Below are 22,686 nucleotides of genomic sequence, written 5' to 3' on the forward strand. Positions count from 1 at the left end.
CACAAGAAAACGGCGTTCAAACAACTACGACGACAAGGGCGGGTTCGAGAGTGCGTGACTAACGGGTGTCGAACCCGTGTTCGGACGGGCAGCGGCTACCGAGGAAAATACTGTTCGACGTGTTACGGCCGCCGGGCGTGAGCCGGGATGCGATTCAACACGGAGGAGCTTGCTCAGATCCTTGCGTACGCTTCGACGAGAGAGTACACGGTAATCGAGTTTGAGGTGGGCGAAGGCGATGATGGGAAGAGAATGGTCTACGCCTACGACGTGACGGACCACCTCAAGAAACTCGAACGGATCGTTACGGAGTTGAAACAGAGAGACGATGGAGAGTAAGAATTACTGCGCCGACTGTAATTTCCACTTTAATTCAACCATAGAGGAGCACGCGGCGACGTATCACAATGACGGGCTGTTCCGTGGTGTGATCGGTGGGAATTGGAAAGAGTACCAGAAGCGGCTGAAGAGCCGGAAAAATAACTTCAACTGAAAATGCCTGTACCAGATAGTCCTAACTTCGATCGGGCATCAACCCGACAAGCTCGCACGGGGAACCTTCACGCATACATCTCGAAATCGAGGGTGATGGAGTATGCGAAGAATCCCAAGCACTTCCATATCAAATACGTTCTCGGAATCCGCGAGCCAACGAACCATTGGATGATTAGAGGCTCGGAGGTTCACCTTGCGATCGAGAACTACTATCTCAATGTCTTGGAACGCTTTGAGGATGAGGGTGAAATCGACGACGACCTGATCTCGTATCTCCCGGAAGACGTGACGATGTGGGCGCGGTGGACTGAGCCGTTCATTAGCAATTTCCTCGCGTTCGAGACTGACCGCCTCAGAGAGTGTCGACGAAAAGGCGACGAGTCGCTGTTCCTCCCCATCGAGGTTGAAGCAGAGATTTGGGATTGGCGTGGGGACGACGACGTTCCCCTAATGGGATTCGCCGACGTGGTGCTCCACGCCGCGAGCCTTTCTGCTGTTGACAGTGATGATGGTGTCGTAATCATCGATCACAAGACCGGGAAGGTTCCGGACCCGAAGTATCGTGACGACGGGATCTTTCTCGAATTAGAATACTACAATTTCCTGTTCGGAGATCAATATGACGTTGCTGCGATTGCGGGGTATTATCCCGGCTTCAACGAGCTATTGATCGGCGAGCTTTCCGACGAGCGACTTGCGGAGATCGAGCGTATCATTTCGGAGATTGAGACGCTTGGCAAAAATCCGGAAGACTATCCGATCAAGCAAGGTCCGCTCTGCTGTTGGGGTAAGGAACCTGAAAAGCAATCATCGTACTATGGCATCTGCCCGTGCAATTGGGCGACTCCGGGTGGGCCGGGGCCGACGTATCGAGATGCCGATAAGCAGCCGTTTTCGGAACACGCTGTCGAGTGAAGATCCGTGACACACTGAGGCAGAGAAGTGTTATATTCATTGACAGAGATTCTAACCACTATGGAATTAGGGTATCCGAAACTTACCTTCAATGTCCCTGAATTAGTGTGGGGCCGTTTCACTGAAATGCCCCCACTTGCACCCCTTCTCTCAGGTTTTGCGGAATCTCTAATTTCAGAATCAGGGGAGCCAGACGTAGTAATACGGTATGTAGATATTTCTGGTGGGATGGATGCTGCTACCGTTAGCTGTGAGTACGGTACGACCATCTATATGACTCCAACGGCGAATCAGGCGTGTGTCGTCGATGTGTTCAAAAACGAGCGCGACGACGATGGGTGGATCACGGATTCAGTCCACGATTATTACCAACTTCCATACGCTGAGATCCCACTTCGGATCGAGCATCATATGGCAGGTGCGATCGGAGGAGGTGATCTCCTTCCATTTGTTTCGGAGGTCAATAACGTTCAGTTAGAAGAATGGTTCAGGGAGAACAGCGTCGATGCGTATTCGCGACAGAATTTCGGGCTTGCTCACGGGAGTCCAAAGATCGATAGCAAGGCATCTGAGATTCAGCTTGAAGAGTAGATAGCGGGCGATTTCGGATTTTCCGGCGACAGATACAGAGAGTGCATACAGATATGACTACACAGTTACACGTAACCAACATAGATATTGGGTGGGACTCCAATCGGAATGAAGTCCTACTCAATGTGTATGGAATATCGAACAGAGGTGAGCACGCAGAACAAGAGAGTGTAGCAGTATATGGGTTCTTACCGTACTTTTACGTTGAGACGGCCGAAGCGAAAGAGCGAGAGACTGATCTGATTCGGACTGACGGCGTTCGAGACGTTGAGCACGGATTCAAGTCGATTTACGGTGACGACACGAGTAAGATCACGGTCAACCGCACGAAGTTGGTGCGTGAGCTTTCTGATTCGTTCGACCGGTCCTTCGACGCTGATGTGCGACTTGAAAACAGATTCCGTATTGATCTCGGGATCTACTCAGGCATCGAGTACGAGGGTCGCCGGGTTCACTATTCGGAGATCACACCGATCGATCTTGAGGGCGAGCCGCGAATCCTGAACTTCGACATTGAGACGGACGACAGGGGCGCGTTTCCGGAGCTTGGCGAGAAGCGTATTCTCTCGATCGTTGCACACGATTCGTGGACCGACGAATATGTTGGGTTCATCGATCTCGGTGGTCGGCCGGTCGACGAGGTGCTGCCGGGCGGAAAGCCAGCGGGACTCACTCGGCTGAACTACTATCCAACTGAGCGGGATATGCTTCGCAGCTTCGCCGAGTATGTTCACGAGGTTGACTGTGATCTGATCACGGGATGGAACATCGAGCGGTTTGACGCGCCATATCTCCTCAAGCGGATGAAAAAGAAGGGCGTTGATTCCCGGCGGCTCTCCCGATCTGGCTACGCAAAAGTTCACACGGGCGGTCGGAATGGTGCGCTTGCGTTGATTGGTGGTCGAACCGTCTACGATATGCTCCACGCGTACAAGCGGACGCAGCGGAGCGAGCTTCCGAGTTACCGACTTGACGCGATTGCGGAGCGCGAGGTCGGCGAACAGAAGCTCGACCACACGGGCGAAGGGATCTACGAAATGTGGATCAACGACGCCGACAAACTGCTGCGATACAATTACCACGACGTTCGACTGGTCAACGAGATCAACGACGCCGTGGGTGTAATCCAATTCAACAATTCCCTGCGGATGGACGTTGGCGTAGACTTCGATATGACGAGCGCGAACCACAATTTTATCGAGATGCTGGTTCGCCGCGAGTTGTTCGCTCGAAACGTGTGCGCGCCGACCGTTGATTTCGACGGTGGCTCAGACGAGAAGTACACCGGAGCACACGTCGTCGATCCGTTCTACGGGCTTGCTCGCAATGTGGTCGGGATGGACTTGGCTTCGCTGTACCCCTACACGATGGCGCAGATTAATGCGTCTCCTGAGGTTCGGGTTGAGGTGGATATTGATTCGCTTGAGTGGAATGTCGACACAGGAGAAGCGTTCGCGCAGATCGACGGCGAACGAGTGCCTGTCTCTGTTGCCCCCAATGGGACGGCTTTCCGCCTCGATCAGGAGGGCGTGTTCACGTCACTGGTGAGCGAGGCTATCGATCTCAAGGCCGAGTGGAAGGAGAAGAAGCACGCGGCCGATCCTGCAAGCGAGGAGTACGAGAAAATTTCTGTTACCTATGATGTTAGAAAGACTATCGTTAACTCGGCCTACGGCGTGATGGGGTGGGTGTTCTTCTTCCTGTACGATGAGCCGACTGCGGAAGCGGTTACGACGATGGGGCAGGAGGTTATCAAGGCGACTCAGACGTTCATTGACGAGGAAAGCGTCGGCGAGGTGGTCTACGGAGATACCGATTCAAACTACGTCCAATTCCCGGAGTCGTGGGACCGAGAAGCGGTGATTGCGGCAGCGAAAGAAATCTCGGTCGATCTTAACGAGATGGTCTACCCCGAACTTGCGAAGGAGTGGGGGATGGGACAGCGAGAGTGCCTGTGGGATCTTGAGGTTGAGTCGTACGCGAAGACGTTCTTCCAAGCGGGAAAGAAGAAGCGGTACGCAATGTGGGTAACGTGGTCGGACGGTCACGAGACGGATAAGACGAAAATCGTCGGGTTCGACACGAATCGTTCTGACACGGCCCAACTGACGAACGACTTAATGAAGGAGGTGCTGGTGGCGATCATCAAGGAGGCGGATAAGTCTGAGATCACGGCGTTGGTTTCTGAGTATGCCGACCGGGTTGGCACGTCTCCCGTAGAATATATCGGGATTCCGCAGGGAATCAAGCGGGTGCTATCTTCGTATGGGGTAAAGACTGAGGCAATCCGTGGCGCTGAGAATGCGAATAGAATTATGAACACGAATTTCTCGGCGGGGTCGAAGCCGATGCGGGTTCGGATTCACCCGGCATACTTCGATCAGACCGGCACGATTGATGTGCTGAGTTTCGATGATCCCGAGGAATTACCCGAGGAGATTCGTGTTGACGTTACCGAAATGACCGAGAAACTCGTTACGAAGCCGATGGGCCGGATTCTCCCGGCGGTTGATATTGACGTGAACGCGGCTATCTCCGGACAGACGCAGGGTAGTCTGTCTGCGTGGGCGTGAGAGTATAGATGTGAACTCTAAATGACGATGCTCAATTTTGATTGAGACATCTGACCTTGACATACAGTAACACACTAATAATTTGTAACAGGTTCTACTAGTACACATTGTATGGGGTGGATATTTGGCCGCAACAAAGAGCGCGAAAAGATTTGCAAACCATCGAGCGGAATGCTCTCCAAGAAAGCATTTTATTGTGGAAAGAAGCACGGAGACAAAATAAAAAAATCAGAGGAGAAGAAGGGACGGTACAAATTGTCACGGTGCGAAAAATGCAGAAAGAAAAAGGGCAAAAAGAGGAGAAAAACTGACTACGAGTACGTCTGTCCCCAATGCGGAAGGGGGTGGGGATTTGAGGCATCAAACCCCGACGATCTAGCCAAGATGAAGAAGTGCGAGAAGTGTGATAGCAGTAACTCTAGTTCTGGTGGCGGTGGATCTAGTGTCAGCCTTGGAATTGGTTCAAGTGGGGGTTACGGCGCTGGCGGTAGTGGAGCACCGTAACCAAACAGGAGTTAGTGGCTCTGTTGAACCCCTTCTTCAGACACATTATCGTCTGAAACAGCCGGTCGATAACGAGTTGCGAATCGGTCACGTTCCTTCTGCCAGATGTCCGGGAAGTCGATGGGAACGATACTTCTACTTCCACTTTGGTATACGAGCCATTTAGTAGCCTGCTTTTGAACTACATCTTGAGCACAGACGAATACAATGGTAGATATAACGACTTACCTTTTGGCTAAACTGAAGCAACTTACTCAACTGGCCGATCCAACCCTCATACAGTCAATAATCGGTCTATACCTTTTCTATACCAGCGTTACTATCGCTACTGGAACGTTCTCAGTAGAAGACTTCCAGACAGCCACTTTTGGTGCTATTTTTTTGATATTTATATCCTACGCCTTTGGGTTTGTACTTCTTGATGAGGAGATGGGAGATAATACTGGCAATGAGTGACCGATATTTGGTTAACTTGTACTGAGCGATTCCCGGATTCGGTGCAGTAATCTTTCTATGACACCCTTACGCTGAATCGATCAGACGGGGAGAGAATCAATCCGAGCGGGAGCGAGCAATAATTAGGCGATTCCGCTTGACCTTGTGGGTGTGTTCACTGGTCGCGGATAAGCGCGATTCGGAGAAAAAACTGAGGTGACATATGAATTTTGAGAGAATTGATCCGGCAATTGAGAGAGCAGCAATTGAATATATTGTGCAAAGCGGGCTCGGGCACCACTTCGTTATGAGCAATCCCCACCTGTCATTAAGTCGAGGCGAAACGGAGGGGTTGACGTATCGAAACTTCCGCCCGGATTATGTCCCGCTACACAGAGACATTTTGACCTATCTGCTTGACGAGACTGAGCGGAGCGAAAAGGGGCGCGTGGAATGAACGTCTCGGAGCTTGATCGATGCCGGAGTTGCGGATCTCCCGCGTTGGCGAGACAATCCGGCTGCGTGACGTGTCAAGCCTGTGGGTGGGCGCTTTGCGGGTAGCCCTATGGGGATCGAGCTTCCCCCGTGCGAGAAGTGCGGCGGGACGGATAATGTGATTCGGTTTTACGGGAGAGAACACATCGATATAGGTGACGACTGGTGGGCCTGTTTCGAGTGCCGATGGCCGTACCTTAGAACGAGAACGTATGGTCCCGACTCGACTGGTCCGCCGGGGAACGTTGTGGTACCTGAATCTGAGCCGGAGCCGCTTTCCGGACAGACAGGAATGACGGATTTCTACTGATCGGAGATACTGAAATTGCCGGTATGGGCATCTCTATCGCCACCCTTGCCTTAGGTAAATGTATGCCCACACACTCGCTACGGCTGAGTACGCGACAGTTAGTACAACTGATGGAGCTAACCAAAGGCGTGATCGAAGACGGTGACGCGCCCTACGGTGAACGGCTTGATGCGAGTGAGATGTATCACGCGGCGAATCGAGAGCTTGGGTATCCTGAAGACGGTCGGCGGATTCGGGCGTAATTACCTGCGGATCTGCGGCTTGCGGCTTGCGGCACGGTTTTTGCTTGAGAGAGAAATATGAGTACGACTGAGTTTAATCTACGAGAATCGTTTGAGAACAGCGTCAGCGACGAAGAGTTGAGAGTGTCGTTGGAGATTTTAGCTGAGAGCGATACGGAATTTGCACACATCGCCCGAGCGTGGCTACGTGGGCTTACCCGTCGGCTTGAAGGCCGTCGATAATATCGATCAGCGTTTCGGCTTCGTCGTCGTCGAGTTTTTCGCGTGCGGTTTTCAGTGCTTTAAGCTCGTCTTTTGAGAGATTCCCGGATATTCCGGCGTCGAACATCATCTCCTTCACCTGCCGCTTGGTAGCCTGCGCGTCGGGGGTGATAAGCTCCCCACAGTTAGAGCAGGCTTTGTCGGTAGATTTGAGCGTGCGTCCGCAGGTCGGGCAAAGCTCGGGAACGACCGGGCTACCATCATCGTCGTCTCCAATGCCGAAGGCGGCCTCTGCGCTTTTCACGTAGTCATCAGCGGAGATGTGCTGGTACGTGGTGGACATTACGTTGCTGTCCTTCGCGTGCCCGAGGAGGAATTTGATCGTATCGTCGTCTAAGCCGTGATCTCGTTTCATCACGGTGACGAAGTAGTGCCGCATTTTGTGGGGCTTCACGTCCTTTTTGATACCCGCTTTTTCAGCAGCTTTGCGAAGGCCCCGGCGGATGCTTGAGGTGTTCATTGGCTGATCGAATTTGGTATGCGCGTTAGATGGATCTCCAATGAAGACGGGCGCTTCGGGGTCGTCCTTCCGGGGATGATACTGTAGCCAATCTCGGACGTACGCACGAGCACCGAGAAGGGGACGTTTTAACCCCCGCTTGTCGGCCCCTTTTAGCCCGTATTCGTCGTCGTTGAGGTAGAAGACTCCCTCGTTTACGTCTATGTCCTTGATCCGGAGGGTCATTATGGCGTGAATCCGCTGTCCGGTGAAGATCATCATTTCGAGGAGCGCCCGCCAGCGGGTATCGGGCATAGCGTCTCGGAGGGCGTTGATCTCCTCGCGGGTGAACATATCCCGGTCGTCGTAGGCGGGTCGGTTCGCCTTTTTGAACATATCGACCTCTCCGTGCGCTATACCGAGGTCGGAGTGATAGTGGTAGAACGCTTTGGCTGCACAGAGGAATTTGTTCACCGTTTGGCGGCTGTATCCACCGTCGGGACTCTCGGGGTGTAGGCCGGTATCCATATCGGCTGCGAGGTCGTTGATCTCTTTTGCGGTGGTGTTGAGGTAGTCAATCCCGTCGAGATCGTGCCAGCGGACGAGTACGTGGAGGTATTGGTAGATGGTGCCGGGTGAGTATTCTTTGCGCTCGCCGTTCGGTGCGATGTATTTGTGTTTGGGGTTTTCGCCGTCGAGGGCGGCGGCAAGTTCGATGAGTCGGCGGGCAAGTTCTCGATCGAGGGTACCGTCTTCGGCTCGGTCTCGGATGGTTTCGAGTTGGTTGTCACGCCTATATCCGGGGTTGTCCGAGTGTTTGTTTGCCATAACAGACAGTAATGTCTACGCGAGATTGGTATATAAAGGAGTAGTATTACAACGCACTCAGCGTTTGAGATACCTTTCCTCACAGGCGCGAACGGTGCCCGAAATCCCGCGGATCCGGAGGCCGACCGGCTTCCCGTCGACCCGATCCAGAGCGGCGACGGCGGCCCGCGCGCGGTCCTCCGTGCCGCGGTGGGCGCGGACGATCGTCTCGCCGTCGCCGTCGGCGTAGTGAAACGCGAGCACCGTCAGGTCCGCCTCGGCGCTCCCGGCGTCGCCGTAGAGGTTCTGGGCGGCGTACCACAGGTCCCGCTGGAACGCCCCGCGGTCGAAGTCGGCGTCGGGCCAGGCCTCGATCCCGACGGCCAGGTACCGCCACCGCGGCTGGAGGTGTTTCGGGAGGTGCTTCATCGGTCACTCCTCGCGGGTCGCGTTCGGGGCCTCCCCGTTCCGTTTCGGCGTGACGCCCACACGCTCGCTGGACGCGCCGAAGCGCTCGGCGACGAGGACGCCCACCTGGTCGTGAACGCGCTCGACGGCGGTGAGGACGAACCCCTCGTCGGTCAGCGCGTCGACGAGCGTCCCGACCGTCGCGGGGTCGTCGACCTCGGGGCTGTAGAACGGCTCCTCGGGGTCGGGCGCCCCGAAGAACATCACGTCGCCGAGGACGAACCGCCGCGGGTTCAGCCCCGCGATCACGGCGATAGCCTCCCGTTTCTCCGCGTCGGAGAGGTGGTGCATCGCGAAGTTCGACGTGACGACGTCAACGGGGCCGTCGTAGTTGGGCTCGCGGAACCGTCCCTCGCCGAACTCGACGTTGTCGATACCCTCCTCTCCGGCCTTCGATCGGGCCTCCTCGAGCATCCCCTCGCTGATGTCCCGCCCGATCACGCGTTTCGCCTTCGGGGCGAGTGCGAGCGCGATCGCACCGGTTCCGGTCCCGAGGTCGAGGACGACGTCGTCGGGACCGGGCGCGGCGTGTTCGACGACCAGGTCCGCACACGCGAGGTACTCCGTCGAGTCCTGCTCGTCGTCGTAGGAGGAGGCCGCCTCCGAGAACCGCTCGGCGTGTTCGTCAATCGTCTTCTTCATACCGACCACGTTCGACGCCCGGGGCAATGAACGACTCGGAGCGGCGCTCGCGGTTGCGGGCGGCGAGCCGTCCCCACTCGTCGAGCCCCGCTCGAATCCACTCGTCGCCGAGGCCGACTTCCGCGCCCACGGCCGCGAGTTCCCGGGGCGCACGGAGTTCCAGATGCGACGTGGGGTTCGCGCTCACGACGTACGGCGCGTCGTAGTGATCGATCAGTCGCTTGAGCCGCCGGAGCTTCGAGAGGTGGCGGACGCGGTGCCCGCCGCGGTCCCGAAGCACCGGCGCGAGGTTCACCTCGATCCGGACGTCGTTCTCGCGGGCGGCCTTCGCGAGCACGTGGTTGACGTCGCCGTCCCCGTCGCCGCCGCGGCCGTTCGGACCGTCGGTGCCCTCGCCGATCGGCCCCTCGAACGGCCGCGCGAGGACGTCCACGCGCGCCTGTTCGACCGCGAAGCGGTTCAGCGCGTTCGTCCCGCCGGAGACGATCACGACGGTGTGTTTCGTTCGCGCGTTCCCGACCGCGCCGCTCGCGTGCTGGGGGTCCGCGGCGACGATTTCGGCGGCATCGACCGCGTCGACCCCACGGGCCTCGCGGAGGCGGTCGTAGTCGGGCGCAGCGTCGTCGGCACGGACGACCACGCCGTCGTAGCCGTAGCGCTCCGCCGTCGTCGCGAAGCGCGCGGCCGTGCTGCGTCCGTCAGGGTGGGCGTGGACCGCCTCGTACATACGGGGGACCACTCGGCCGGCGGGTATGGCAGTTACGGATCCGCCACCGGCCGCCGCGGCGAGAGCGGGACCGCCGAGCGAAACGGGCGTTCGACGGCGACAACTACCTCGCCAGCGACCACCTCGACGACGGCGGCGACCTCGTCGGCGGTGAGATCAGCGCTGCTCGACCGACAGGGTTCAGTCTCGCCGGCGGAGGAGCGCCGCGCTCCCGAGGAGCCCGGCGACCGCAGTACCGATCCCGAATCCGGGCGCGGAGGCGAGGGAACCGCCCGAATCGGTCGGCGTCGCCCGATCGTTTTCGATCGGGACCTCGAAGCCGGCGCTCCGGTCGTCGCTCTCGTTCGTCACCACTACGGACACCCCGACGGTGTCGTGGGTCTCGATCGCCGAGAGGTCGAACGTCGCGTCCCACGCGCCGTCGCTCCCGACGGTCGTCGTCTTCGTCTTCAGGAACTGCGGGCTCGTCTCGCCGGTCGAACTGAGCCGGACCTGAATCTCCGTCCCGGCGTCCAGCGTCGTCGTCCCGCTGACGGTCGCGTTCGTCACCGATTCGACCGCCTCGGTATCCAACGCGAAGGGATCGGTATCGGACTGGGCGACGGCGGGCGACGCGACGGCAGCCGCGGCCGTGACGACGAGGACGGCCGCGAGAGCGAGCGCGGTCAGTCGGCGTCGGTTCGATGCTGACCGGAGACGTCGATGCAACCGCTTCGTTGGAGGGCTCGTCATTGCATCCGGGACGAGGAGGCGACGGATCAAGTAGGCGAGGAAAGCTTAAACGGCCGCTTGAAGCCGCGCCGCGGGTCGCTCCGCGGTCGTCGCGGGCGGCTGTCGCCCTCCGGGTCGATTCGAACGGCCGTCGACCCGCGCGTCTCACCGACGTCGTCGACCGCCTCGGACGACGTGTCAGCGGTCGCGTTCCACCAGTCGTCGCGTCCGTCAGCGGTCGCGTCCCACGAGCCGCCGCGTCGCGTCCGTGAGCGCCGTCGCCGCGCGGCGCACGTCGGCGACGTCGACGTATTCGCGCTCCGCGTGGGCGACCGCGCCCTCGTCGTCGGCGAGGACGCCCGGTCCGAAGACGACGACCGGCGCGGGCGAGAAGTACGACGCCTCCGTCGCGGCGGTGAACGGGCGGACGTCGCCGGAGCCGCCGGCTCGCTCGGACGCGGCCGCGAGCGTCCGCACGAGTTCGTGAGAGCCGTCGGTCGCGAACGCCTCCAGGAACGGGGTCGGCCGGTCGGTGAGGTCGAACGCGACGCCGACGTCGTCGGGGACGGCCGCCCGGACCGCGCGTTCGAGTTCCGACCTGAAGCCCTCCGCCGTCTCCGGCGGGACGCTCCGCCGGTCGACGACGAGTTCGCAGCGCGCCGGGACCTGGTTCGTCGAGTCGCCGCCGGTGACGACCGTCGGCGTCAGCGTCGCCGAACCGAGTTGCGGGTGGGCCTCGCGCCCGTCGTCGAACGTCCGGATCGCGGCGAGGGCGTCTTCGAGCCCGGCGATGGCGTTCGTTCCCGACTCCGGTTCCGCGGCGTGTGCGGCCGATCCTTCGAGCGTCAGCGTCCCCTGGAACCGGCCCTTCGCGGCGGTGCAGACGTCGAGCCCAGTGGGCTCGCCGACGACGTAGCAGTCCCCGTCGAGGTCGAACGCCGCCGCGCCCGTCGAGAGGACCTCCTCGTCGGGCGTCACCGCGAGCGTCACCCGGGCGTCGTCGCGTGGCTCGACCGCGAAGAACGCCGCGAGGATCGCCGCCAGGGGGCCCTTCGCGTCGCAGGAGCCGCGGCCGTGGACCCGGACCAGGTCGCCGTCGACCTCCTCGCGCTCGAACGGCACGTGCGGCGAGACGGTGTCGACGTGGGTGTTGAAGACGAGGTGCGTCTCCGGACTCCGTGCGCCCTTCGACGCCAGGGTGTTGCCGGCGTCGTCGACGCGGGCGTCGACGCCCCGCGACTCGATCGTCTGGATCAGGAACTCGCGCATCGCAGCGACGTCCTCGTTCGAGGCGATCGGAACGGCGGATTCGAGAAAGGCGATCGGATCGAACTCTGCGGAGTCGGCAGCGGCACTCGAGGCGGAGTCGTCGGCAGGGGCCGGGGCCGAGCCGTCGACATCCGAGACCGAGTCGTCGGCGGTTCCGGAGACGGCGCCGTCGTCGGCCATCTACGTCGACCGGACCACGGTTTCCAGTTCGCCGGCGAACTCCCGCTCGGCGGGCCCGGCCAGCGTCGCAGAGTCGCCGTCCGGGACGGTGATCCGGAGGTCGCCCCCCGGCGGACTGACGGTGACGGACTCGTCGCCGTCGATGAGGCCGAGTCGCTTCGCGACGGCCGCGACGGCGACCGCGCCGGTGCCGCAGGAGCGCGTCTCGCCCTCGACGCCGCGCTCGTACGTCCGCTGGCGGAAGTGCGGGCTATCGTCGCCATCGTCGCTGTCCGCCCGCGAGGCCAGCGTGACGTTCGCGCCCTCGGGGAACACGTCCGCGTGTCGAACTGCCGGCGCGACCGATTCGAGGTCCACGTCGTCGACGTCGTCGACGACCGCGACGGCGTGCGGAACGCCCGTGTTCACCGCGGTGACGGTGAGCCCCTCGACCTCCTCCTCGATCAGTTCGGTTTCGCGGGCCAACGGGACGTCCCGCGGCGCGAACGAGGGAACGCCCATCTCGATGGTGACGTCGTCGCCGTCGACGACGGCGCGGCGCGTGCCCGCGGGCGTGTCGATCATCAGTTCGTCCGAACCGGTCCGTTCGGCCGCCCACGCCGCGGCGACGCGCGCGCCGTTGCCGCACATCGCGGCGACGGAGCCGTCCGGTTGAACGAGCGTCATCACGACGCGCGGCGGCGAGTACATCGGCTCCAGCGCCAGGAAGAGGACGCCGTCGGCGCCGGTTCGCGGGGACGCCTCGTGATCGACGCCCGTCTCGCGGTCGCAGTGGGTCGTCGCGAACGCGGGTCTGTCGGGGATCGATTCGACGGCGTCGACGACGATGAAGTCGTTGCCGGTGCCGTGGTACTTCTCGACTGCCACTCTGTCGTGCTGTACGCTCATTGTTCCAGGCTGGTCAGGTCAGTCAGGGTCTCTCGCCGTCGAGTGAGGCGAACGGTCGTACCGGACAGCGCGACCTCCGCCGGTCGCGGCCGGGAGTTGTAGGTGCTCGACATCTCGTATCCGTACGCGCCCGCGTTCCCGACGGCGAGGACGTCCCCCCGATCGGGTCGCGAGAGCGGTCTGTGCTCGCACAGTACGTCCGCCGACTCACATATAGGTCCCGCTACGGTCGCGTCGATCTCCTCGGCGTCGTCGCCGGCCGAGAGGTTCGCGATCGCGTGGTACGCGTCGTACATCGCCGGCCGGAGTAACGTCGTCATCCCGGCGTCGATACCGACGACCGTGGCGTCTCGGGCCTCCTTGACGGTGTTGACCCTCGTGAGGAGGACGCCGGCGTCGGCGACGACGTACCGGCCGGGTTCGATCGCGAGCGTGGCTTCGACCTCGCCGAGCGCCTCGCGGGTCGCCTCGGCGACAGCGTCCAGATCGAGCGGCGGTTCGTCCTCCTCGTAGGGGACGCCGAAGCCGCCGCCGACGTCGACGAATTCGAGGCCGCCGGCGCGCGATTCGATCTCCCGCGTCAGGTCCCCCATTCGACTCACCAGTTCGCGGTGCGCCGAGAGGTCCTCCCCGGAGATGCCGCTGCCGGCGTGGGCGTGGACGCCGACGAGGTCGAAGTCGGCCGCCCACCGGGTGGCGAGGTCGGCGACCCGCTCGATCGGGATGCCGAACTTCGCGTTCGCGCCCGTGGATACCTTCTCGTGGTGGCCCGCGCCGACGCCGGGGTTCGCGCGGACGCAGAGGCGGCCGTCGAACCCGCGTTCTCGGAGGCGCTCGACGGTGTCTTCCGCGCCGACGGTGATCGTCAGTCCGGGGTTCTCGCGCCAGCGTTCCATCACGAGGTCGAGGTCGCCCGCGGGCGGGTTGACCGCGGTGTACTGAACTCGCTCGCCGGGGAATCCGGCGTCGAACGCGCGCTCGACTTCGCCCGCCGACGCGCACTCGGCGTCGAGGCCGGCCTCGCGGACCGTCCGAAGGACCGCTCGGCCGGAGTGGGCCTTCACCGCGTACCGGACGTCGGCGTCGGGAAACGCATCGAGGAGTCGCATGCAGTTCTCCTCGACCCGATCGAGGTCGACGACGTAGAGGGGAGTCTCGTACTCCTCGGCGAGCGCTATGAGGTTCTCCTCGTTCCACTCGGCGAGGCGGCGGACCGCCGGCCCGCCGTCGCCGGTCTCGCTCATTCCCGCAGCGCCTCCTCGCGGCGGGTCTTATCGAGCGTGTCGTCCTCGATGTCGAGGGCGACGACCGCGGGCTTGTACGCGCCCGACTCGAAGAGGTCGTGATCGCCGAGCGAGGACTCGACGTAGCGGGTGAACGCGCGGCGATTAGATGGAAGGTGGCCGTAGATGACCTCCTCCTCGACGAGGTCGTAGACCGGAATCCGGGGGCTGAGAAGCGTGTTCTCGCCGACGACCGTGTTCTCGCCGACGTGGAACCCGGAGGTGACGCGACAGCCCGCGCCCAGGGAGACGCCGTCCTCGACGATCACGGGCGCGTCCTCGACGGGTTCGAGCACGCCGCCGATCAGCGTGTTCGCGCCGAGCTTGACGTTCTCGCCCAGCTGGGCGCAGGAGCCGACGGTGTCGCAGGAGTCGACGAGCGTGCCGTCGCCGACGTGCGCGCCGACGTTGACGAACGACGGCGACATCATGATACAGTCGGAGCCGAGGTACGCGCCGCGTCGGATCGCGGTGCCGTCCGGCGTGTTTCGCGTCCCGCGGCCGCCCAGGTCCGTCGTCGACCGGAGCGGGAGCACGTCGTAGTAGGTCACGTCGCCGTACTCGCGGGGGAGCGTCTCGCGCAGGCCGAAGTTCAGGAGGATGCCGCGCTTGACCCACTCGTTGACGACCCAGCCGTCGGGGCCGCTGTCTCCCACCTGCTCGGCCGCCCGCACGTCGCCCGTCTCGAGGGCTTCGAGGAACGCGTCGAGCGTCGAGCGCGCGGCCGACCCCGCGCTCGCGGCGTCGACCTCGTCGTCCTGGTAGCGCTGCCACAGGTTCTCGATCTCGGATTCGAGGCTCATTGTGAATCGGTGTCCGTGTCGTCAGCGTCGGCGTCCAAGACTTCGTCGAAATCGTACCGGCCGGCGTCGCGGCCGGCCAGCCAGACCGCGGCGTCGAGCGCCCCGGCGGCGAAGATGCCGCGCGAACCGGCGCGGTGAGTTAGTTCGAGCACCTCCTCGTTGCCGGCGAGCAGGATCTCGTGCTCGCCGGTCACGTCGCCCGCGCGCCGGGCGTGGACGCCGATCTCGTCGCCCTCGCGCGGCTGTTCGCCGACGCGCCCGTGGACGCGCTCGGCCCCGTCACCGCTCGCGTCGCCGCCCGATCCCCGCGCGTCGTCGATGTCGTCGAGGATCGTCAGCGCCGTTCCGGAGGGGGCGTCGCGCTTGCCGTTGTGGTGCGTCTCCGTCACCTCGACGTCGTAGCCGGGGAGCGCGGCGACGGCCTCCCGGACCGCTCGCCGGAGCGCGCCGACGCCCCGGGAGAAGTTCGACGCCCGCAGGAACGGGACCTCGCTCGCGACCGAATCGAGCGTCTCTTCGCCCGCCTCGTCGTAGCCGGTCGTGCCGACGACGACGGCGACGCCCTCGTCCGCGGCCGCGCGGAGGTACTCGACGCTCGCCTCGGGGACGGTGAAGTCGACGAGGACGTCGACGTCGTGCTCGTCGAGCGCCGCGCCGAGATCCGCGTCTTCGACGACCGCGTCCGGTGCGCCCGGCGCGTCGCCGCTCGGAACGTTCTCGGGCGTCCGACTCGCCGCCAGCACGGACCCGACGTCGTCGTGGTCGGCGGCGGCGGAGAGGAGTTCGCCGCCCATCCGACCGCTCGCGCCGGTGATCGCGACGGTGAGATCGCCGCCCATCTAGACGGCCTCCGTCGCTTCTGCCGCCGCGCTCTCGTCGAGTTCCGCGAGGATGCGTTCGAGGTCTTCGCGGTTCTCCGGCTCGATCTCCGTCAGCGGCGGACGGAGCGCGCCGGAGTTGTGCCCGCGGATCGCCATCGCGGCCTTCACCGGGATGGGGTTGGTCTCGACGAAGAGCTGTCGGAACAGCGGCGAGAGCTCGTAGTGGAGCTCTCTGGCGCGTTCGAGGTCGCCCTCCAGGGCGGCGTCGACGAGTTCGACGGTCCGCTCGGGTTCGACGTTGCCCGCGACGGAGATGACGCCGCGGCCGCCGAGCGAGCAGACCGGCAGCGTGAGCGCGTCGTCGCCCGAGAGCACCGCGAGGTCCTCCTCGCGAGTGTACTCGATGACCTCGGAGATCTGTGCGACGTCGCCGCTGGCGGCCTTGTACGCCCGGACGTTCTCGTGGGTGGCGAGCTCTGCGACCGTCTCGGGTTCGACGTTCTGGCCCGTGCGGCTCGGGACGTTGTAGACGATCTGCGGGAGGTCGACCTCGTCGGCGATCGTCCGGAAGTGCTCGTAGAGGCCCGCCTGTTCGGGCTTGTTGTAATACGGCGAGATGAGAAGCAGCGCGTCCGCGCCGGCGTCGGCCGCGCGTCGCGAGAGGTTCAGCGCCTCGCGGGTCGAGTTCGATCCCGACCCCGCGACGACGGGGACGTCGTCGACGGCCTCGACGACCGTCTCGACGACCTCGATGTGTTCGTCGTGGGTCAGCGTCGCGCTCTCGCCGGTCGAGCCGGCGGGCACGAGGCCGGCGACGCCGGCGGATTCGAGCCGGCGGGCGTCGGCTGCGAGCGTTTCGTGGTCGATCGCTCCGTCCTGGTCGAACGGCGTGGTCATCGCGGGGAACACGCCGGTGAAGTCGATGTCTGTCATCGTTGTGTAGTGTACTGTCGGCTTCCGTGTAGGGTGTGTCGGTTGTTCGCCGTCGGAACCGTCCCGATCGGTTCGACGCTCGAACGTCGGTGCGCGCCCGGTCGTTGGGTCGCCAGGGACGGGGATGCCACTCCCGCCCAGAGCGTCAGGGCGCGCGTTTTTTACCGATGAAAAAGGGGCCACGCGTCGCTGTCTGACGGGACGAATCCGTCGAGGTCGACGTGGCGCGAGTCACGTCCGGAATAGGACGCTCCTCGATAATATACGTTTCGTCGTCGAACGCCGATGACGGCGAAACGGGCACCCGCCCGTAGGACCGGACATTCATGTACTATCGCGCCCCCAGGGACAGTATGACCGAGATTCACCCGAGTCAGCGGGTGGCGATGCTCGCCGACGCACAGAACCTCTATCACACGGCACAGAGCCTCTACTCGCGGAACATCGACTACTCGGCGCTCTTGGAGAAGGGCGTCGCGGGGCGGGATCTCACACGCGCCATCGCGTACGTCGTCCGCGCGGACTCGCCCGACGAGGAGAGCTTCTTCGAGGCGCTCGTCGACATCGGCTTCGAGCCGAAGATCAAGGAGATCAAGACGTTCGGCGACGGGTCGAAGAAGGCCGACTGGGACGTGGGGATGAGCCTCGACGCCGTCACGCTCGCGAACCACGTCGACACGGTCGTCCTCTGTACGGGCGACGGCGACTTCTCCCGGCTGTGCTCGCACCTCCGACACGAGGGCGTCCGCGTCGAGGTGATGGCGTTCAGAGAGTCGACCGCCGAGGAGCTGATCGAGGCGACCGACACGTTCATCGACCTCTCGGAGCGGCAGGAGACCTTCCTGCTCTGAGAGCCGAGTCGTCGGTCACCCGCCGCGGGGACGGTGCCGTTGATCCGGAGCCGGATTCGGGCGGCGCAGAACTCGGGATCGGGCTCGGGCGGCGTGGGTCCGAAACCCCGATCAGGCGGCGTGGGCGTCGCTCTCGCCTGCGCGGGCACGGGCGGCCGCGAGCGCCGTGGCGACCACCGCGACGCCGGCGATAGCCACCGAAAGGTAGCCGCTGACGCCCGCCTCGAAGAAGAGCCCGCTGCTCGCGAAGAGCAGCAGCGCACCGAACGCGACCAACCGGACGTCGACTGTCATACTCGACCGAGAGACCCGTCGGTATATATGAGTTTTCGAGTCGAGAGACTGTGCGAACGCGGCGCATAGGTCGGCGGAGGCACCCGCTCGACCGCCCCGACGACGGGGCAGAAGGCGGTCTCCGTACCGCGAACGTCTTGCCGCTCCGCGGTGAAGCGGGTGGTATGAGCGACGCAGACGGCGACGGGGAGACGATGCCGGAGTTGCGAACCGTCGCCGACTACCAGTTCGGATCGGGCGCGGGCGAGGCGCTGTTTCCGAGCGACGACGACGAGTCGCTGACGGTGCACCGTTCGACGGGCGGGCGACCGCGGCAGATCGTCGCCCCCGAGGGCCGGATCGTCTCCTACGGGACCGACGGTCGGTTCACCCTCGGCATCGCGGGCGGGCGACGGCTGATCGACGCGCTCGACCGCCCCGCGGCTCGCGTCGTCGTCGGCGAGGAGAGCGAGCCGTTCGTCCGCGACGGCAAGAACGCCTTCGCGAAGTTCGTCCGGGCGGTCGACCCCGACGTCAGACCCGGCGACGAGGTGGCGGTCGTCCTCGACGACGACACCGTCGTCGCGGTCGGCCGCGCGGAGCTCTCGGCCGACGCGATGGCGGACTTCGAGACGGGGATGGCCGTCCACGTCCGCGACGGTGCGGGCGCGGACGACGAAGCGGAGGCCGACGACTGACACTGATCACTCCCGTCTCGTACCGCCGAGCGCCATCCCCGTTGACGGCGCTCGGCGGTGAACAGTGAGCGTAATCAGTACGAGCCGGCTCAGAGCCCGAGCGCGGTGAGGATCGGGACGCCGCTCGCGAGCGCGCCGAGCAAGTAACCGCCGATCGCGCCGCCGTTCAGGAGCGGGAGGCCGGCGTGGGCGCGCCCCTTCAGAACCATCCACAGAAGGACGAACAGTCCGGCGAACGTCCCGAGCATCGCCGTCAGCGCCGGGAGCGTCAGCGCCGGGAGCCACGCGACTCCGAGCGAGGGCGTCAGCGACGCCGGGAGGAAGAAGGCCGCGCTGGCGATCATCACCGTCGGCATCACGGCGTCGCCGAGGCCGATGAAGAACGCGTCGCGGACGTCGCCGGCGTCCTCGTCGGCGTCGCTGTCGACGTCGGCGTCCGCATCGCCGCCGACGTCCGCGCTGCGGTCGTCGTCTCTCTCGGCGTCGCTGTCGGCCTCGACCTCGTCAGCGTCCACGACGTCAGCGCCGGACTCGATCTCGTCATCGCCCGCGGCGTCGCCGCCCGCGTCGGCCACCGTCTCGGCGGCGTCGGTGTCCCGCAGCGAGTACGACAGCGTCGTGGGCACGACGAGCACCACGGGGAGCTTCAGGTCCATCACCCCCGAGGCCAACTCGAGCATGTGTTCGGTGCCGTAGACGCTGATCGCGTCGTAGACGGCCAAAACGGAGAGCAGCAGAATGGCCGGAAGGAGCCCGAAGCTGATCCCGAACAGTCCGGCGGCCCCCGCGCCCATCACGACGCCCGCGGCGTCGATGACGTACCACTCGGGGTGGATCACGAGCAGCGCCGCGAGGGCGATCGAGGCTCCGACGGCCGCCAGCGGCGGGAGCAGGACCGAGAAGACGTACCACGAGATCGAGGCGGCCGCGAGGACGACGAACGCCCGGACGACCCAGTCGAGGTCGAACTTGAACGCCGCGAGCATCGCCGCCGTCGCGACGAGGATCGCGACGATATAGACGAGACTGTTCGTGGGATCTGAGGGGTCTTCGACGGTCTGATAGCCCGACTCGTAGAACGTCGGGACGAGCGCCAGCGCGCCGAGTTGGACGAGGAGGAACAACAGGGCGGCGAACCCGACGCCGGCGGCGACGCGTCTTCGCATAGGCGGCCGTTACGACCGACCCACTATGGGGATTGTGTTTCGGTCCGTTCGGGACCGGCGTCGTACATAGAATCGCTCAGCGCGCGTACAGCCGCTGTCCGACGAGCGACGCCGGCCGAACGTCGCCCGCGGGCGTGACGGCCACGTAGGGGCGCGAAACCGGGCCGAAGACGTCGACGACGCGGCCGACAGTCGACAGGGACTCGTCGACGGCCTGCGCGCCGATGTCGGGGCGGTCGGCGTCGTCGCAGCGGACGATGAGCAGGTTCTGCGCCGTCCGCGAGACGGTTCCGAGGCGCTGCATCGTCAGTCCCGGAGGATCCCGACGTAGGCGGCGACCGCCTGCACGAGGTCGTTCTTCGTCGAATCCTCGGCACCCTTCACGAGCACGCGGCCGCGGGCGTCCCACTCCTGCGGGTGCGTCACGTCGCGTTCGATCACGGCGTCGTAGCCGATCTGCTGGACGGCCTGCGCGATCTCGTCGACCGTCGGCTCCTCGACGGCGTCGTCGAGCGGGACCCGACGGCCGTCCTCGCGGGAGACGGACGCGTCGAGGTAGCGCGGCCAGATGACGTTCTCGACAGCCATAGTCCAACGACCGCGACGCGCCCGTAATACGGTTGTGGTCCCGTCGCGGCGCGGGCGGTCGCGATCGACGAACGACGGTCGTCGACCGTCGAGCCACGCGGTCGCCGGCGGGCCGAGCCGACATTCTTTATCCGCCCGCCCGCGACCACCGCGTATGGACCCGGATCTCTCGCCGCTCGACGAGTACCTCGACGAGGGGGGCCTGGACGGCTACCTCGTCGACGCCGACAGCTCTGAGTCGACCCAGCGGTACCTCTCGGGCTTCGACGCGCCGGACCCGTTCGTGACGCTCTACACGCCCGAGACGACCGCGCTTCTGGTTTCCGCGCTGGAGTACGGCCGCGCGAACAGACAGAGCCGCGCGGACGACGTGTCGCGGCTGGCCGACTACGACTACCGGTCGCTGGCCGGCGAACACGGACCCAGGGCGGCGAAGGCCCGCGTCGTCGCGGCGTGGCTCGACGACCGCGGCGTCGACAGCGTGGCGACGCCGGAGCGCTTCCCGCTCGGCCCCGCGGACCGGCTCCGCGAGCGGGGCGTCTCCGTCGCGCCCGAAACCGAGGACGTCGTGACCGAGGTGCGCGCGCGGAAGACCGACGAAGAGATCGAGCACGTCCGCGCGGCTCAGCGCGCCAACGAGGCGGCGATGGACGCCGCCGCCGACCTGCTTCGGGAGGCGGAGGTCGTCGAAGCGGGCGGGGCGAAGGGAGGCGCCGGGAACGAGCGGGACGGAGCAGGGGAGAGCGATGCCGGAGACCGGGCGCTCGCGGTCGACGGAGACGTCCTTACCAGCGAGCGCGTCCGCGAGGAGATCGAGGTCACGCTGCTCCGCCACGGCTGTGCGCTCGACGAGACGATCGTCGCCTGCGGTTCGGACGCCGCCGACCCACACGACCGCGGGAGCGGTCCGCTCCGGCCCGACGAGCCGATCATCGTCGACATCTTCCCGCGCTCGAAGGAGACGAAGTACCACGCGGATATGACGCGGACCTTCGTGAAGGGCGAGCCGACGGACACGATCCGCGAGTGGTTCGATCTGACCCACGAGGCGCTCGTCGCCGCCGTCGACGCCATCGAACCGGGCGTGACCGGCGCGGCGGTCCACGATATCGTCTGTGATGTCTACGAGGACGCCGGCCTTCCGACCCTCCGCTCGGATCCGAAGAGCGAGACCGGATTCATCCACTCGACGGGCCACGGGGTCGGACTCGACGTCCACGAACTGCCGCGGCTGTCTCCCGACGGCGACGAGCTGCAGCCGGGCCACGTCGTCACGGTCGAGCCGGGGCTGTACGATCCCGAGGTCGGCGGCGTGCGCATCGAGGACCTGGTGGTCGTCACCGAGGACGGCTCGGAGAACCTGACGAACCAGCCGATAGAACTGCAGATCTGAGGCTGATTAAGCCGATCTTACCGCCGGAGTTCCGCAGAACGGGTTCCGAAACCGCTCGGGGCGACCGCGTTCGAGTCGCCTCATACCGATTACTCTCACTTTGTACCGCCGAGCGCCACCTCTGCTGACGGCGCTCGGCGGGAAGAGACGAGAGTACTCAGTATCAGACCGACGACTCGCCGGCGTGCTCCGACCCGTTCGATTGCCGGTTCTTCTCGTCTCGGTACGCTTCGAGCAGCGACTCCAGGGCCTCGCCGGTCTCGGGCGTGAGCACGCCCGCGGCCTGACGGACCACGTGTCCGTCCTCGACGAGGAACGCGTAGATGGTCTGTTCGCCGAGGAGGCCGAGCTGGCGCTGGAACGCCTGCTTGTTGACTGACAGCAGGATCGTGTTGTCGTGAACGCGCTGTCTGGCGTTCGTCGGCGACATCCCGCCCGTGGAGGTCGGCGGGAGCATCCCCCCCTGGCTGCCGACGACGAGTTCGTAGTACGCGAAGTGGTCGAACTGGTCACACAGTTCGGCCGCGAACCCGCGCCAGGATCCGACGAGCGACCGCTGGCGGAGGTGAAAACTGACGACGAGCAGCGTCTGCTCTCCGTCGAGGTCGTCGGGCAGGGTCACCCGACGCCCCTGCGTGTCTCTCCCGGAGACCGTGGGAAATTTCATCAGTAACTGCTGTCCTTACGCGCGTATTGTTATACGGCTGTTAAGCGTGCATTCGCCTCCTGCGTGGCCGAGTGCGGGTACCCGGGCGTCGGCGGAGACCACTATCGACTCGATCGACCGGTCGGTGTCACGGCGGCGCAGATTCCTTTCCCCCGGCGTTTCTCTAGCGACCGGCCCAATAAACGTACGCTCCCGAGTATCAAAGTCGATATTTTCGGACCGGATCGGCGGCCGCACGGAGAGAGCCGACTCCGGCAT

At 64.0% G+C, this 22,686-nt stretch carries 24 protein-coding genes and 1 pseudogene; 9 read left to right on the forward strand and 16 right to left on the reverse strand.

The window, feature by feature from the left end:
• Positions 1 to 147 precede the first annotated feature (147 nt).
• The 6 genes from DV707_RS10930 (at position 148) to DV707_RS10955 (ending at position 5,534) form a co-directional block, all read left to right on the forward strand.
• Positions 148 to 339, forward strand: coding sequence for a hypothetical protein (locus DV707_RS10930; protein ID WP_103991668.1), 192 nt, complete (start codon positions 148 to 150; stop codon positions 337 to 339).
• 249 nt (positions 340 to 588) lie between these two features.
• Positions 589 to 1,410, forward strand: coding sequence for a PD-(D/E)XK nuclease family protein (locus DV707_RS10935; RefSeq protein WP_160113924.1), 822 nt, complete (start codon positions 589 to 591; stop codon positions 1,408 to 1,410).
• Between the two features lie 60 nt (positions 1,411 to 1,470).
• A complete protein-coding gene (locus tag DV707_RS10940) occupies positions 1,471 to 2,001 on the forward strand; it encodes a hypothetical protein (protein WP_136361869.1) in 531 nt (176 codons plus the stop codon).
• A gap of 53 nt (positions 2,002 to 2,054) precedes the next feature.
• Entirely contained in the window at positions 2,055 to 4,574 is a 2,520-nt protein-coding gene (locus DV707_RS10945; protein WP_103991665.1) for a DNA-directed DNA polymerase, read from the forward strand.
• A 111-nt stretch (positions 4,575 to 4,685) separates the two neighbouring features.
• Positions 4,686 to 5,078 carry a hypothetical protein gene (locus tag DV707_RS10950; protein WP_136361870.1) on the forward strand — a complete coding sequence of 131 codons (393 nt, stop codon included), beginning with the start codon at positions 4,686 to 4,688 and terminating at the stop codon, positions 5,076 to 5,078.
• A gap of 207 nt (positions 5,079 to 5,285) precedes the next feature.
• Positions 5,286 to 5,534 (forward strand): hypothetical protein, encoded by a 249-nt coding sequence (locus tag DV707_RS10955; RefSeq protein WP_103991664.1) that lies wholly within the window; start codon positions 5,286 to 5,288, stop codon positions 5,532 to 5,534.
• Positions 5,535 to 6,753: 1,219 nt separating this feature from the next.
• Here DV707_RS10955 and DV707_RS10960 read toward each other — a convergent pair.
• From DV707_RS10960 to dapA, 11 genes and pseudogenes are all read right to left on the reverse strand, one after another.
• Positions 6,754 to 8,088 (reverse strand): tyrosine-type recombinase/integrase, encoded by a 1,335-nt coding sequence (locus DV707_RS10960; protein ID WP_103991663.1) that lies wholly within the window; start codon positions 8,086 to 8,088, stop codon positions 6,754 to 6,756.
• A 66-nt stretch (positions 8,089 to 8,154) separates the two neighbouring features.
• A pseudogene (locus DV707_RS10965) lies at positions 8,155 to 8,496 on the reverse strand (Rpp14/Pop5 family protein); the annotation flags it as partial.
• A gap of 3 nt (positions 8,497 to 8,499) precedes the next feature.
• A complete protein-coding gene (locus DV707_RS10970) occupies positions 8,500 to 9,177 on the reverse strand; it encodes a class I SAM-dependent methyltransferase (RefSeq protein WP_103991661.1) in 678 nt (225 codons plus the stop codon).
• Complete coding sequence (locus DV707_RS10975; protein ID WP_103991660.1) at positions 9,161 to 9,904, reverse strand: RNase P subunit p30 family protein; 744 nt, start codon at positions 9,902 to 9,904, stop codon at positions 9,161 to 9,163. Before DV707_RS10975 ends, DV707_RS10970 begins: the two co-directional genes overlap by 17 nt.
• A gap of 180 nt (positions 9,905 to 10,084) precedes the next feature.
• On the reverse strand, positions 10,085 to 10,636 hold the full coding sequence (locus DV707_RS10980) for a BGTF surface domain-containing protein (protein ID WP_103991659.1): 552 nt from the start codon (positions 10,634 to 10,636) through the stop codon (positions 10,085 to 10,087).
• A gap of 210 nt (positions 10,637 to 10,846) precedes the next feature.
• On the reverse strand, positions 10,847 to 12,064 hold the full coding sequence (locus tag DV707_RS10985) for a M20 family metallopeptidase (RefSeq protein WP_103991658.1): 1,218 nt from the start codon (positions 12,062 to 12,064) through the stop codon (positions 10,847 to 10,849).
• A complete protein-coding gene (gene dapF / locus DV707_RS10990) occupies positions 12,065 to 12,952 on the reverse strand; it encodes a diaminopimelate epimerase (protein WP_103991657.1) in 888 nt (295 codons plus the stop codon).
• Positions 12,949 to 14,196, reverse strand: coding sequence for a diaminopimelate decarboxylase (gene lysA, locus DV707_RS10995; protein WP_103991656.1), 1,248 nt, complete (start codon positions 14,194 to 14,196; stop codon positions 12,949 to 12,951). Before lysA ends, dapF begins: the two co-directional genes overlap by 4 nt.
• A complete protein-coding gene (locus tag DV707_RS11000; RefSeq protein WP_103991655.1) occupies positions 14,193 to 15,038 on the reverse strand; it encodes a 2,3,4,5-tetrahydropyridine-2,6-dicarboxylate N-succinyltransferase in 846 nt (281 codons plus the stop codon). The genes lysA and DV707_RS11000 overlap by 4 nt, the downstream gene beginning before the upstream one ends.
• Positions 15,035 to 15,877 carry a 4-hydroxy-tetrahydrodipicolinate reductase gene (gene dapB, locus DV707_RS11005; protein WP_103991654.1) on the reverse strand — a complete coding sequence of 281 codons (843 nt, stop codon included), beginning with the start codon at positions 15,875 to 15,877 and terminating at the stop codon, positions 15,035 to 15,037. Before dapB ends, DV707_RS11000 begins: the two co-directional genes overlap by 4 nt.
• Entirely contained in the window at positions 15,878 to 16,792 is a 915-nt protein-coding gene (dapA, locus tag DV707_RS11010; protein WP_103991653.1) for a 4-hydroxy-tetrahydrodipicolinate synthase, read from the reverse strand.
• Between the two features lie 353 nt (positions 16,793 to 17,145).
• On the opposite strand from dapA, the gene DV707_RS11015 reads away from it, so the two are divergent.
• Positions 17,146 to 17,643: a LabA-like NYN domain-containing protein gene (locus DV707_RS11015; RefSeq protein WP_103991652.1), complete on the forward strand. Its 498-nt coding sequence runs from the start codon at positions 17,146 to 17,148 to the stop codon at positions 17,641 to 17,643.
• Positions 17,644 to 17,754: 111 nt separating this feature from the next.
• Here DV707_RS11015 and DV707_RS11020 read toward each other — a convergent pair whose 3' ends face one another.
• The gene (locus tag DV707_RS11020) at positions 17,755 to 17,937 is read right to left on the reverse strand and encodes a hypothetical protein (protein WP_103991651.1); all 183 of its coding nucleotides are present in this window, start codon (positions 17,935 to 17,937) and stop codon (positions 17,755 to 17,757) included.
• A gap of 164 nt (positions 17,938 to 18,101) precedes the next feature.
• Here DV707_RS11020 and DV707_RS11025 point away from each other — a divergent pair, with 164 nt between their 5' ends.
• Positions 18,102 to 18,614: a PUA domain-containing protein gene (locus DV707_RS11025; protein WP_103991650.1), complete on the forward strand. Its 513-nt coding sequence runs from the start codon at positions 18,102 to 18,104 to the stop codon at positions 18,612 to 18,614.
• An 89-nt stretch (positions 18,615 to 18,703) separates the two neighbouring features.
• Here DV707_RS11025 and DV707_RS11030 read toward each other — a convergent pair whose 3' ends face one another.
• From DV707_RS11030 to srp19, 3 genes are all read right to left on the reverse strand, one after another.
• On the reverse strand, positions 18,704 to 19,780 hold the full coding sequence (locus DV707_RS11030; RefSeq protein ID WP_103991649.1) for a presenilin family intramembrane aspartyl protease PSH: 1,077 nt from the start codon (positions 19,778 to 19,780) through the stop codon (positions 18,704 to 18,706).
• Positions 19,781 to 19,856: 76 nt separating this feature from the next.
• A complete protein-coding gene (locus DV707_RS11035) occupies positions 19,857 to 20,084 on the reverse strand; it encodes an H/ACA ribonucleoprotein complex subunit GAR1 (RefSeq protein ID WP_103991648.1) in 228 nt (75 codons plus the stop codon).
• Between the two features lie 2 nt (positions 20,085 to 20,086).
• Positions 20,087 to 20,368, reverse strand: a complete 282-nt coding sequence (srp19, locus tag DV707_RS11040) for a signal recognition particle subunit SRP19 (RefSeq protein WP_103991647.1) — start codon at positions 20,366 to 20,368, stop codon at positions 20,087 to 20,089.
• 154 nt (positions 20,369 to 20,522) lie between these two features.
• On the opposite strand from srp19, the gene DV707_RS11045 reads away from it, so the two are divergent.
• Positions 20,523 to 21,761 carry a M24 family metallopeptidase gene (locus DV707_RS11045; protein WP_103991646.1) on the forward strand — a complete coding sequence of 413 codons (1,239 nt, stop codon included), beginning with the start codon at positions 20,523 to 20,525 and terminating at the stop codon, positions 21,759 to 21,761.
• A 163-nt stretch (positions 21,762 to 21,924) separates the two neighbouring features.
• Here the strand turns inward: DV707_RS11045 and DV707_RS11050 are convergent, their stop codons facing one another.
• Positions 21,925 to 22,428, reverse strand: a complete 504-nt coding sequence (locus DV707_RS11050; protein WP_103991645.1) for a hypothetical protein — start codon at positions 22,426 to 22,428, stop codon at positions 21,925 to 21,927.
• Positions 22,429 to 22,686: the final 258 nt, after the last annotated feature.

It is taken from the genome of Halobellus limi (genome assembly GCF_004799685.1).
Lineage (GTDB): Archaea > Halobacteriota > Halobacteria > Halobacteriales > Haloferacaceae > Haloquadratum > Haloquadratum limi.